Consider the following 12,303-nt stretch of genomic DNA (forward strand, 5'->3'; position numbering starts at 1 on the left):
GGTCAGAGCAGGCCGGCCTGGCGCAGCAGCTTGCCGGCCTGGCTGTCGTCGCCGAGCTGTTCGAACGACAGCGACGGCGGGCTCAGCTCGTTGAACGGCTTCAGGATCGGGTCGGGCGCGACGCCCGGGCGCAGCGGATACTCGAAGCTGACATGGCCGTTGGCCATCAGCTTCTGCGCGCGCTCGCTGACGAGGTACGCGACGAACTGCTGCGCTTCCGGCTGATGCTTCGACGCCTTCAGCACTGCGGCGCCCGATACGTTGACCGCCGCGCCGACGTCGCCGCGGCCGAAGTGGTAAATCGCGCTGCGGGTCGACTTGTCGCCGAGTTCCGCGTGCAGGCGGTCCCAGTAGTAGTTGTTGATCACGCCGGTCACGACGCCGCCGCGGTTGACGGCGGCCGTCACGCCTTCGTCGTCGTCGAAGATCTGCGCGTTGGTCTTCAGGCCCTTCAGCCATTGCAGCGTCGCGGCCTCGCCGTGCAGCGCGAGCACCGCGCTCACGACCGGCAGGAAGTCGGCGTCGCTCGGCGCGATGCCGACCTTGCCCTTCCACTCGGGCTTCGCGAGATCGAGCAGCGACGCAGGCAGTTGCTGCGGCTGGAGCTTCGCGGTGTTGTAGACGAGCACGTTCTCGCGCGCGAGCACGCCGACCCAGTTGCCGTCGGCCGGGTTGTAGCGCGCCGGCACCGCTTGCAGCGTGGCGGCATCGGTCTTCGCGAGCAGGCCCTTGTGGTCGAGCAGCACGAGCTCGGGCGAGTTCTCGGTGAAGTACACGTCGGCCGGCGTGCGATCGCCTTCGGTGACGAGCTGCGCGGCAAGCGCCGGGCCTTCGCCCGAGCGCACCTTCACGGTGATGCCGCTTTGCGCTTCGAAGTCCTTGACGAGCTGGTTGACGACCTGCTCGTGCTGCGCGTTGTACAGCGTGAGCGTCGCGGCGCGCGCGGGCATTGCGGTCAGCGCGCCGGTCAGCATGAGCGCGGCGGCCGCCGCGGAGATCAGGTGCCGCACCGGGCGGCTAACGGGCAGAGTGTTCATGTCGATGTCGAAAGTTGAATCCTGAAGTGCCGGCTTACGCTTCGAACAGCGCGGCGCCGATGTACGAACCCGGTTGCGCGCCCGGCGGACACGCGAAGATCGCGCTGCCGACGTGCGTGGTGAACTGGTTCATGATGTCCAGCTTCGCGAGCTTCTCGTTGATCGGAATGAAGCCCTTGCGCGGATCGCGCTGGTGCGCGACGAACATCAGCCCCGCGTCGTACTCGGTCTGCTGGCGCCACGGCGGCCAGCGCTCGATATAGAAGTTGGTGCTGTCGTTGTACGAATACGCGCGGCGCAGGATCTGCGCGCCGTCGTTCATCTGCGGCGACGCGAGACGCGCGTGCGCGTTGTCGGGGATCACCGGATTCCCGTCCTTGTCCACTGCGTCGAGATCGAGCGCCTCGAATTCGTGCTTGCCGCCGAGCGGCGCGCCGCTGTACTTGCGGCGGCCGAACACCTGCTCCTGGAAGCCGAGCTCGGTGTTGTCCCAGTGCTCGAGCGTGATGCGGATGCGGCGCACGACCGTGTAGGTGCCGCCGTTCATCCAGGCCGGCCCTTCGCTGCCGGCCCAGACGAACGCGTTCATCGCGGCGGGATCGTCGCGCGACGGATTCATCGTGCCGTCCTTGAAGCCCATCAGGTTGCGCGGCGTCTCGCCCGGCTTGCCGGACGTGAAGCCGGCCTGGCCCCAGCGCATCTGCACGGTCTTGCCGCCGAGCCGCGCGAGCTGGCGCACCGCGTGGAACGCGACCTGCGCGTCGTTCGCGCACGCCTGGATGAACAGGTCGCCGCCGGTTTTCTCCGGCAGCAGCTGGTCGCCGTTGAAGCGCGGCAGGTCGACCAGCGCGGCGGGGCGCTGCTTCGCCAGTCCGTAGCGGTCCTTGCCGGCGGCCGCGAACAGGCCCGGCCCGAAGCCGAACGTGATCGTCAGGCACGCCGGGCCGATGCCGAGCGCGTCGCCCGAGTCGGCCGGCGGCGCGTCGTCCGCGCCGCTCGTCGGCAGCGGTTGCGCGGGTTCGCCGCGCGTGAGGCGCGCGGCCGCGTCGGTCCATGTCTTCAGCAGCGCGATCACGTCCTCGCGCCGCGTCGTCGTCAGGTCGAGCGCCGCGAAATACGCGTTGCGCTGCTGCGGCGTCGTGATGCCGCTCTGGTGCTTGCCGTAGAACGGCTCGATGTCGTCGTCGTGCGCGGCCGCCTGCGGCGCGCCGGCGTCGGCCGCGCGTGCGGCCGGCATCGCGGTCGCCGCGAGGCCCGCGGCCACCGCCGCGCCGCCGGCCTTCAGGAAGCCGCGACGCGCGGCGCGCGACGGCGGGTTCGAATCGTCTGTCATGAGCGTCTCCGTCACTTCGCGAGCATCAGCGTGTTGACGTCGTCCTGCACGTAATAGAAACCGTCGCCGGCCGGCGTCATCGCGATCCCGAACAAGTCGCCGTTGCCGGGAGGCGACTGCGCCTTGTCGGTGTCGATCCAGCGCGCGTAGAGCTGCTTGCCGGCAACCGGATCGATCTCGACGACCTGCCCGTTCAGCGCGTTGGTCGCGAGCAGGTGGCCGTTCGGCGCGGTCGCGAGCGCGAGCGGGCGGCGCAGGAAGCCGTCGGCCGTGATCGGGCGGCCGACGCCGGCGCTGGTGTCGCGCGTGAGCGGATCGTCGATCTCGACGATGCGGTTGCCGATCGCGTCCGACACGTACAGCTTCTGCTGGTCGCCCGACAGCGCGAGGCCGGTCGGGCCGACCAGGAACACGCCCTTGTCGGCCTGCGCTCCGAGGCCGCTGGCGACCACCGTTTCCTGCCGGATCGCGGGCGGCTTGCCGGCCGGCACGTCGAGGTCGAGCCGCAGCACGGTCGCCTGCTTGTAGACCGGCGGGTTGCCGTCCGCGCCGCCGACGCCGAAGCCGGCCATGCTGACGAACAGCGTCGCGCTGTCGCCGCGGTCGACGACGGCCATGTTGCCCCACGGGTCGTTGATGTTCGGGCTCGACCATACCGACGCGACCTTGCCGTGCGGATCGAGCACGATCATGCAGCCGGCGCCCTTGGTATTGGTCGTGCCGTCGTTGCTCGGCGTGCTGCCGACGATCACCCAGCCCGACTTCAGCATCGTCATCGCGGTCGACAGGCCGACGCCGCCCGGGCACGCCTGCAGGTCGCGCGGAATCGTCGCGAACAGGCTCATCTGCTTCGTCGACGGGCGGTAGTCGACGATCGTGCTGCCGGTGCCCTGCAGGTTCGCGGCGTTGTTGAAGTTGTCGACCAGCACGTCGCCCTGCTGGATCGTGCCGGCCGAGGCCGGCGCGACGGCAATCGCGTACGGGTTCTGGTCGCCGTTGTCGGGCACCGTGTTGACGAGCAGCGTGTGGCGATGCAGCGTCTCGAGGAAGCCTTGCGGCTCGGCGCGCGCAGCGGCCGCCGCCGTCAGCGCGGCAGCGGCCAGTGCGCCTGTCGCGAGGTGGCGAAGCGGGGCGGATCGAATCATCGGGATCTCCTGGGGAACGCGCCGCGCGGGCGGCGCGCGAAAAACGAATGGCGTGGGCGCGGCGCTCAGAACGTGATGGTCGTGCGCGCGCCGACGACGAACGTGTTGCGCAGCGGCTGGGTCGCGTCGTTCGGGTTCTGGCCGGCGCCGGCGTTGAACGTGTACTGCGCGTCCGCCTGGATCACCCACCACGGCGTGACCTGATACTGGTAGGTCGCCTCGAGCGCCGTTTCGCGCGTGCGCACGCCGTACGGGCCGCTCGCGAACAGTCGCGCGCTGCGGTCGAGGTCGGTCACGTGGCTGCCGACCTGGATGTAGGTGACGGCGAGGCCCACGCTGTCGTTGTCGCGGCCCGCGAACGGCGCCTTCAGCACGACGCCCGCATTGGCCGCGAAGCTCACGAGGTTGCGATCGCCCGGCGCGCCCATCACGCGCGCGAACACGCCGAGGCTCTGCGGGCCGCTCGGGTCGGGGCGCCAGACCATCTGGTCGGCCACCGCGTAGAAGCTGTAGTCGCCGTGGTGCTGCTGCGCGCTGCCGTTCGACGCGGGATCCGCGAGCGACAGCCCGTCGGTGCCGAGGTTCTGGTCCGCGAAGCGGCCGTTGTGATACCAGACGCCGATCTTGTAGGTGCCGGGCAGCCCGTTCGAGCGGCCGGTGTCCATTTCGCCGTCGGACGGCTGGTTCAGCGCGTACTGCAGCTCGCCGATATACAGCGCGCCGTTGTGCAGGTTGAAGTTGGTGCCGCTGAGGTTGTTCGGGTTGTTGCCGAGCGGATCGCCGTCGAACACGCCCGCGAGCGCGGTGAGCTTCGGCGCGATCTGCGCGCGCACGCGCACGCCGAGGCCCGCGAGCGGATACGCGGGGCCGCCGTTCGGCAGATCGTAGGACGGCAGCGCGGGCCAGCCGAACATCGTGTTGACGAAGGTGTTCCCGTACGTGCTGACCATGAATTCCTGGTCGAGGCTCTGCTGGCCGATCTTCACGTCGACGCGCTTGTCGAGGAACGACTGCTGGTACCACAGCTCCCAGAGGCGCGTCGTGTCCTGCGCTTCGATGCCGCTCGCGGTGTTGAGCGTGCCGAGGTTGCGCGCGCTCAGGTTGGAGCCGTGGATCTGCAGCGCGCTGACGTTGAAGGTGCCGCCGGGCAGGCCGATCGCCTTCTGCGTATCGACGGTGAGCGTCGCGGTCGTCAGGCCGTCGTACGTGCCGCCGCGGTTCAGGCCGCCGCGCAGGTTCGCGAGGTACTCGCTCGTTTCGGTGATCTGCAGCGTCGCGCCGTACTTGCCGAGCCACGGACGGATGCCGCCCATGTCGCCGAGCAGGTTCTGGCGGGTCCAGATGCCGGTCCACATGTCGGTCGGCTTCGCCTGGATCGCGCGGTCGGCTTCGGACGCGTCGGGCTGCGCGTCGACGGGCGTGTCGGCGAATGCGGCGCCGCTGGCGAACGACGCGCACGCGAGCACCGCGGCGCAGGCGGCGGGGCGCATCCGGGCGTGGATGCGGTCTCCTGGGAACGACGCAAACTTCATATCAGATTCCTGCTTCTATTTAGTCTGGAGTCCTGCTTTAAATGCGCTGTCCGGACGCCCGGCGCCGATCGGCCGCCGCGTGAAGATCGACGCAACGGGGCGCATCGTAGGAGCGTTAAATGGGAAAGTCAATGTAAACGAGAATGATTCGCATCCATATTACTGAATGTAATCGGGGAGCTTACGGACGAGGCGCGCCGCGTGTTTAGTCGGGTCGGAAAACGTAAATATCGGCGTAATGAAAATGTATGAATCGATGCGGAGCGATGTGTCGGCCCGCCACTGCGGAAAGGGGGCGCGGCGAGCCCGGAAGCGACGCCTTCGCAGGATTTTTGATGCGATCGCGTCGACGTCAGGAACTCCGTGCTTACCCGATGTCCAAACGGGGCTGGATGGCCGTCGGGCCGCGTGCAGGCGCACCCGGCGCACCGCTGAGGCGCTTTTAATCGATTGTTTTAAAAAGGATTTTCGGCGATTTCGAGAGGCGTGTCGGGCGCTGGTCCGCAGCAAAAAATCGCCCGATTTCCCTTCTTGAATTTGTCAAAACCCGTCCATATAATTAGCACTCGCTGCACGAGAGTGCTAACAATTCTCTGCCGGGCATCCCGCCGGGCAGATTCCCAAAGCGTTCTTCAATCTCAGTCAAGAGAGGAGTGAATATGAACCTTCGTCCTTTGCACGATCGCGTGATCGTCAAACGCCTGGATCAGGAAACCAAGACCGCCTCGGGCATCGTCATCCCCGACGCAGCGGCTGAGAAGCCGGATCAGGGCGAAGTCCTGGCCATCGGCCCGGGCAAGCGCGACGACAAGGGCGCGCCGATCGCGCTCGACGTCAAGGTGGGCGATCGCGTGCTGTTCGGCAAGTACGCCGGCCAGACCGTGAAGGTCGACGGCCAGGAGCTGCTGGTCATGCGCGAAGAAGACATCATGGCCGTGGTCAACGCCAAGTAAGCGTCCCACCGACGGTACATATTCCCAAGAATTCAAGGAGTTAGAAGATGGCAGCTAAAGACGTCGTATTCGGCGATTCCGCCCGCTCGAAGATGGTCGAAGGCGTGAACATTCTCGCCAACGCAGTGAAGGTCACGCTGGGTCCGAAGGGCCGCAACGTCGTGCTCGAGCGCAGCTTCGGCGGCCCGACGGTCACCAAGGACGGTGTGTCGGTCGCCAAGGAAATCGAGCTGAAGGACAAGCTCCAGAACATGGGCGCGCAGATGGTCAAGGAAGTTGCTTCCAAGACCAGCGACAACGCAGGCGACGGCACGACGACGGCAACCGTCCTCGCGCAGTCGATCGTCCGCGAAGGCATGAAGTACGTCGCATCGGGCATGAACCCGATGGACCTGAAGCGCGGTATCGACAAGGCCGTTGCAGCGGCAGTCGAAGAGCTGAAGAAGATCAGCAAGCCGTGCACGACGAACAAGGAAATCGCGCAAGTCGGCGCGATCTCGGCGAACAGCGACTCGTCGATCGGCGATCGCATCGCTGAAGCGATGGACAAGGTCGGCAAGGAAGGCGTGATCACCGTCGAAGACGGCAAGTCGCTGGCCGACGAGCTCGACGTCGTCGAAGGCATGCAGTTCGACCGCGGCTACCTGTCGCCGTACTTCATCAACAACCCGGACAAGCAAGTCGCCGTCCTCGACAACCCGTTCGTGCTGCTGCACGACAAGAAGGTGTCGAACATCCGCGATCTGCTGCCGGTGCTCGAACAAGTCGCGAAGGCAGGCCGTCCGCTGCTGATCATCGCTGAAGACGTCGAAGGCGAAGCGCTCGCAACGCTGGTCGTCAACAACATCCGCGGCATCCTGAAGACCGTTGCGGTCAAGGCGCCGGGCTTCGGCGACCGTCGCAAGGCAATGCTGGAAGACATCGCGATCCTGACCGGCGGCCAGGTCATCGCGGAAGAAACCGGCCTGACGCTCGAGAAGGCAACGCTGGCAGAACTGGGCCAGGCGAAGCGCATCGAAGTGGGCAAGGAAAACACGACGATCATCGACGGCGCAGGCGAAGCGACGAACATCGAAGCGCGCGTGAAGCAAATCCGCACGCAGATCGAAGAAGCGACGTCGGACTACGACCGTGAAAAGCTGCAGGAGCGCGTGGCGAAGCTGGCCGGCGGCGTGGCAGTGATCAAGGTCGGCGCTGCGACCGAAGTCGAAATGAAGGAAAAGAAGGCACGCGTCGAAGACGCGCTGCACGCAACCCGCGCTGCCGTTGAAGAAGGCATCGTCCCGGGCGGCGGCGTTGCGCTGATCCGTGCACGCACCGCGATCGCCGCACTGACCGGCGCGAACGCCGACCAGAACGCCGGCATCAAGATCGTGCTGCGCGCAATGGAAGAGCCGCTGCGCCAGATCGTCACGAACGGCGGCGAAGAAGCGAGCGTCGTGGTGGCGGCAGTTGCTGCAGGCAAGGGCAACTACGGCTACAACGCAGCGACGGGCGAGTACGTCGACATGGTCGAAGCCGGCGTCGTCGACCCGACCAAGGTGACGCGCACCGCACTGCAGAACGCAGCTTCGGTCGCAGGCCTGCTGCTGACGACGGACGCAGCCGTTGCAGAACTGCCGAAGGAAGATGCACCGATGCCGGGCGGCATGCCGGGCGGCATGGGCGGCATGGGCATGGACATGTAATCGACTTCGGTCGATGTGTCCGGAACGCGCAGCGATGCGCGTTCCAGCCAAAAGAAAAGACCCGCAGCGATGCGGGTCTTTTTTTTCGCGCCTGCAAGGCGATGCATGCACCGCACGACGTTGGCGCGCGCGAAGCGCGCCCTGATCCGACAGTCACGGGCGGCAGCGGGGCGGGCCCGCCGCGCTCAATGGCGGTGCGACGTCCTCGGCAGCGGTTCGGCCGAGGCGGCCGGCGGTGCGTCCGCGTCCTCGTTGCTGCGCGCCCAGAAGAACCGGTCGGGCAGGTGCGCGCCCATGCCGGGCCGGAAGGCGTCGCGCACGGCCTGGTACAGGTACTCCTGCGCTTCGCGCACGGCTTCGGGCGGTTCCTGGCCGTTCGCGAGCAGCGCCGCGATCGCCGCGCCGAGCGTGTCCGTGATGCCCATCAGCCGGTGCGGCGAGCGATCCCACATGTCCTCGCGCAGCTGGCCTTCCTCGCCGTACAGCGTGTTGACGAGCCGGTGCGAGCCCGTCTCGGACGACAGGATGTACTCGCAGCCCTGCGACAGCAGATGCGACACGGCCGCGTCGAGATTCGGCGCCTCGGCGTCGCCGTCCGGCTGCGCGAGCGCGATCAGCGTCGCGTAGTCGGCGACGAGCAGCGTGGTCTGCGGCGCGAGCAGGTCGGCGATCGATTCGCGCAGGTCGTCGGCGGCGAGCACGTGTTCGTCGTCGAGCGTGAAGTCCGGCGCGAGCACGAGCGGCACGCCGTCGTAGTCGGCCACCACTTCGGCGATCGCGCTGACGACTTCCGCACGCGTCGCCGCGCCGATCTTGAAGGCGGCGACCGGCATGTCCTCGAGCAGCATGCGGGCCTGCGCGGCGACGACATCGGGATCGAGACCCGTCACCTCGTCGCAGGCGGCCGAGTCGCGCACGGTATAGCCCGTCAGGACGGATACGCCGTGACAGCCCATGCTCGCCAGGGTCAGCAGATCGGCTTGGAGGCCGGAGCCGCCGGTAGGATCGGACAGGCCGAAGGTGAGGACGATCGGAGGGGCGTTGCTGGACATGTAGAAATGGGGCAAGAAAAAAACGGGGAAGCGATCGAGATGCGGACGGCGAGGCGGGATGGGCCGGTTTCGGCCCCGTGTTGCCCGGCAGGCCGCACTTTGCAGCCATTATGCTGCGGAATCCGGCCGCTACGACGGTTTTTTTAGCGCGGCTCAACGTAGTCGCCGCCCTCCAGCGCGATTGCTAGGCAGTCCGGCCCCGACACGGTACCATCATGGCTCCCGAATTTACCGACTTTTCCCGACGCGGCTTAAGATGGAATACAAGAGCTGGATGTGCCTGATTTGTGGCTGGATTTACGACGAAGAAGCCGGGCTGCCCGAAGAGGGCATCGCCCCGGGCACGCGCTGGGAAGACGTCCCGATCAACTGGACGTGCCCCGAGTGCGGCGCCCGCAAGGAAGACTTCGAGATGGTCCAGATCTGACCGGATCCTTGGCCCCCGGACACTCCGCTTCGGTCTCGCGTTTGCCCGGCGCCCGTGCGCCGCGGCCTGCGCGAGTCGCTCGACCATGACAGGCGCGCGTGTCCATGACGTCCGATCCGGCGACCGTTCCCCACCCTGACGCACTGCCCAATCCACGCGGCGGGGCCGTGCACGCGGCCGACGCGTGGCTCGAGGCGGCCGCCGAGGCGTTCGCGCGTCGCGACGATGCCGCCGCGCCGCTGTCGGCAGCGGCCGCGGTGCTGGCCGAGGCCGGCTGGCTGCCGGCCGCGCGTTTTGCCGGCCAGTTGTCCGCCACCGCGCCGCTGGTCGCGGCCGAACCCGAAGCCGTCTCCGGCTGGCGGGCCGCGCTGTGCGACTTCCGCGCGGCCGTCGGACGTCACAATCTGCGCGAGCTCGCATGCTCGCCCGTGCTGTTCGACCATTTCCGCACGCTGCGCGCGCAAAGCGCGGCCGACCTGCGCGCAGGCGCTCCGCTCGACGCGCTTGCGCTCGTCGGACGCGCGGTGCCGCCGGCGTCGCTGCGCGCGTTGCCCGAGGCGCTGGCGGTCCGGCTGCGCGCCCGCTACGAGCAGGCGCTGCTCGGCGTGCTGCGCGCCCAACAGGCGACGCCCGACGCGGCGCTCGATGCCGTCGACGCGACGCTGGCGGGGCTGGCCGACGACACCCCATACGATTTCTGGCGGCTCGCGGCCGCCTGCCTGCGTGCGCTGCGCGCCAGCGGCGCGCCCGAACTGAGGCGGTTTCTCGCGCGCACCAACCTGCTGCTCGGCGAGCACGTGCAGGGCCGGCGCAGCGCGCCGCCCGAACTGGTGCGCGAGACGGTCGCGCTGCTCTGGCGCGATTTCGCGCTGTTCGGCGCCGCGGCGGAGGATGTCGCGCTCGTCGACGTGTTGCACGACTACGGGCTGACGGTCGACTGGCACGTGGCCGGCACGCCCGCGTCCGAGGCGCTGTGGGAGGCCGATGCGGCGCGGGCCGAGCACGACGCGGTGGCCGCCGCGCCGACCCGGGTGCTCGGTGTCGTGACGGTCAATGCGCATGCGTATGAGGATTTCCTGCAGACGGCCGACGCGTCGATGACAGACCTCGCGGCCGATCCGGCGACGGCCGACGCCGGCGCGGCGTGGCGCGCGTCGGCGGCCGCCTACCGGGTCGGCGCGGCGGCCTGCGCGCTCGGCCTCGGTCACGCGGCGCTGCTGGCCGACACGCTCGGCCTCGCGTGGCGGCGCGCCGCGCACGGGCTGCCGCTCGCGAGCGCCGGCCTCGATGCGCATGGCCGGGCGGCCGACATGCTGCGCGCGGCGCTGCTGAAGATCGCGGCCGGCGTTGCGCCACCGGACCTGACCGCGGTGTCTGGCGCGCTCGGCGCGGCACTGGGCCGGGCCCCACCCGGATGAGCGCGGTCATCGCGCGGCAAGCCTTGCCGGACACGGCCGCAACACGCTGCCGACAGCGCCCGCGCGCGTGTTAGAGTGCCGTGTGATCCGCGCGCGTCGTTGCCAGCGCCGTGCGGCGTTGCTTGTTGATCGCGGCCCGGTCAGGCCGCGGCGTCTTTGCTAAAATTCAAACCATGTCAAAGCCTTCCGATCGCATCAATCTCACCAACCAGTTCCTGATCGCCATGCCGAACATGGCCGATCCGACGTTCTCGGGAACGGTGGTCTATCTTTGCGATCACAGCGAGCGCGGTGCGCTCGGCCTCGTCATCAACCGTCCTACCGACATCGACCTCGAATCGCTGTTCAACCGCATCGACCTGAAGCTCGAGATCGAGCCGCTGCTGCACATTCCGGTGTACTTCGGCGGCCCGGTCCAGACCGAGCGCGGCTTCGTGCTGCACGAGCCGGTGGAGGGCGCGAGCTACAACTCGTCGATGTCGGTCGAGGGCGGGCTCGAGATGACGACGTCGAAGGACGTGCTCGAGGCGGTCGCAACGGGTTCCGGCCCGAAACGCTTCCTGCTGACGCTCGGCCATGCGGGCTGGGGCGCCGGCCAGCTCGAGGAAGAAATTTCCCGCAACGGCTGGCTGACGGTCGCCGCCGATCCGCGCATCGTGTTCGACACCCCGGCCGAGGAGCGCTTCGAAGCCGCGCTCGGCCTGCTCGGCGTCAGCTCGTCGATGCTGTCCGGCGAAGCAGGGCACGCATGAGCGGCACGAGCGCGCGCGATGCGACGCTCCTGGCGTTCGACTACGGCGAGAAGCGCATCGGCGTCGCGATCGGCAATGCGTTGACGCGCTCGGCCCGCGCGCTCGTCGTGATTCCCAACCTGAACCGCGAACACCGCTTCAAGGCGGTCGGCGAGCTGCTGGCCGAATGGCGGCCGGACGCGCTCGTCGTCGGCCTGCCGATGCATCCGGACGGCACGCCGCACGACATGACGCAGCAGGCGAAGCGCTTCGGCAACCAGCTGAACGGTCGCTTCGGGCTGCCGGTGAGCTGGGTCGACGAGCGCTATTCGTCGGTCGAGGCCGAGGCCGGCCTGCGCGAGCGCAACGTGCGCGGCCGCGCGCGCGTCGACATGCTCGACGCCGAGGCCGCGCGCGTCATCCTTCAACAGTATCTCGATCAATTGTCCGACCATGAGCACCATTGACGCCGAGGCGCTTTACCGCGCGCTGCTCGACCAGATCCGCGCCGCGTACGGCACCGCTTTCGCGGAGCCGGGCGGCCCGCGGCTCGCCGGCATCTACAGCGGCGGCGCATGGCTTGCCGAGCGCCTCGCGCGCGATCTCGGCGCGCCGGGCTTCGGCGTCGTGAACGTCGCGCTGCATCGCGACGACTACGCGAAGAAGGGGCTGCACAGCCAGGCGAGCCCGACGGCGCTGCCGTTCGACGTCGACGGCGCGCGCATCGTGCTCGTCGACGACGTGCTGTACACGGGCCGCACCGTGCGCGCCGCGCTCAACGAACTGTTCGACTACGGCCGTCCGGCTGCCGTCGAGCTCGCCGTGCTCGCCGATCGCGGCGGCCGCGAACTGCCGGTCGCCGCGCGCTTCGCGGGCGGCACGCTCGACGTGCCGGCCGGCGCGACGCTCGTGCTCGCGCGCGACGATGCGCAGTTCACGCTGAACGTCGAGGCGCAAGCCGCCTGAGCGAACGCGAAACCGTATCCC

The 12,303-nt window shown here is 68.5% G+C and carries 12 protein-coding genes; 7 read left to right on the plus strand and 5 right to left on the minus strand.

The window, feature by feature from the left end; all coding sequences use genetic code 11:
- Positions 1-2: 2 nt before the first annotated feature.
- The 4 genes from WS57_RS21730 to WS57_RS21745 all read right to left on the minus strand — a co-directional run bounded on the left by WS57_RS21730 (position 3) and on the right by WS57_RS21745 (position 5,047).
- Entirely contained in the window at positions 3-1,037 is a 1,035-nt protein-coding gene (locus WS57_RS21730; protein ID WP_069244827.1) for an iron ABC transporter substrate-binding protein, read from the minus strand.
- 34 nt (positions 1,038-1,071) lie between these two features.
- Positions 1,072-2,370, minus strand: a complete 1,299-nt coding sequence (gene efeB / locus WS57_RS21735; RefSeq protein ID WP_069245466.1) for an iron uptake transporter deferrochelatase/peroxidase subunit — start codon at positions 2,368-2,370, stop codon at positions 1,072-1,074.
- Positions 2,371-2,381: 11 nt separating this feature from the next.
- Positions 2,382-3,515 carry a hypothetical protein gene (locus WS57_RS21740; protein WP_069244828.1) on the minus strand — a complete coding sequence of 378 codons (1,134 nt, stop codon included), beginning with the start codon at positions 3,513-3,515 and terminating at the stop codon, positions 2,382-2,384.
- A 65-nt stretch (positions 3,516-3,580) separates the two neighbouring features.
- On the minus strand, positions 3,581-5,047 hold the full coding sequence (locus tag WS57_RS21745; RefSeq protein WP_069244829.1) for a carbohydrate porin: 1,467 nt from the start codon (positions 5,045-5,047) through the stop codon (positions 3,581-3,583).
- 659 nt (positions 5,048-5,706) lie between these two features.
- Here WS57_RS21745 and groES point away from each other — a divergent pair.
- Entirely contained in the window at positions 5,707-6,000 is a 294-nt protein-coding gene (groES, locus tag WS57_RS21750; RefSeq protein ID WP_004186661.1) for a co-chaperone GroES, read from the plus strand.
- A gap of 47 nt (positions 6,001-6,047) precedes the next feature.
- Complete coding sequence (groL, locus tag WS57_RS21755) at positions 6,048-7,688, plus strand: chaperonin GroEL (RefSeq protein ID WP_040126762.1); 1,641 nt, start codon at positions 6,048-6,050, stop codon at positions 7,686-7,688.
- A gap of 185 nt (positions 7,689-7,873) precedes the next feature.
- Here groL and WS57_RS21760 read toward each other — a convergent pair whose 3' ends face one another.
- Entirely contained in the window at positions 7,874-8,740 is an 867-nt protein-coding gene (locus WS57_RS21760) for a hydroxymethylpyrimidine/phosphomethylpyrimidine kinase (RefSeq protein WP_040126763.1), read from the minus strand.
- A 256-nt stretch (positions 8,741-8,996) separates the two neighbouring features.
- On the opposite strand from WS57_RS21760, the gene WS57_RS21765 reads away from it, so the two are divergent.
- From WS57_RS21765 to pyrR, 5 genes are all read left to right on the plus strand, one after another.
- Entirely contained in the window at positions 8,997-9,167 is a 171-nt protein-coding gene (locus WS57_RS21765) for a rubredoxin (protein WP_004186709.1), read from the plus strand.
- A gap of 104 nt (positions 9,168-9,271) precedes the next feature.
- Positions 9,272-10,585 (plus strand): hypothetical protein, encoded by a 1,314-nt coding sequence (locus tag WS57_RS21770; RefSeq protein ID WP_069244830.1) that lies wholly within the window; start codon positions 9,272-9,274, stop codon positions 10,583-10,585.
- Between the two features lie 173 nt (positions 10,586-10,758).
- On the plus strand, positions 10,759-11,337 hold the full coding sequence (locus tag WS57_RS21775; RefSeq protein WP_009687444.1) for a YqgE/AlgH family protein: 579 nt from the start codon (positions 10,759-10,761) through the stop codon (positions 11,335-11,337).
- A complete protein-coding gene (gene ruvX, locus WS57_RS21780) occupies positions 11,334-11,783 on the plus strand; it encodes a Holliday junction resolvase RuvX (RefSeq protein WP_009687445.1) in 450 nt (149 codons plus the stop codon). Before WS57_RS21775 ends, ruvX begins: the two co-directional genes overlap by 4 nt.
- The gene (gene pyrR, locus WS57_RS21785) at positions 11,770-12,282 is read left to right on the plus strand and encodes a bifunctional pyr operon transcriptional regulator/uracil phosphoribosyltransferase PyrR (protein ID WP_060299055.1); all 513 of its coding nucleotides are present in this window, start codon (positions 11,770-11,772) and stop codon (positions 12,280-12,282) included. Before ruvX ends, pyrR begins: the two co-directional genes overlap by 14 nt.
- Positions 12,283-12,303: the final 21 nt, after the last annotated feature.

Origin of the sequence: Burkholderia pseudomultivorans, from assembly GCF_001718415.1 — a bacterium.
Classification (GTDB): domain Bacteria; phylum Pseudomonadota; class Gammaproteobacteria; order Burkholderiales; family Burkholderiaceae; genus Burkholderia; species Burkholderia pseudomultivorans_A.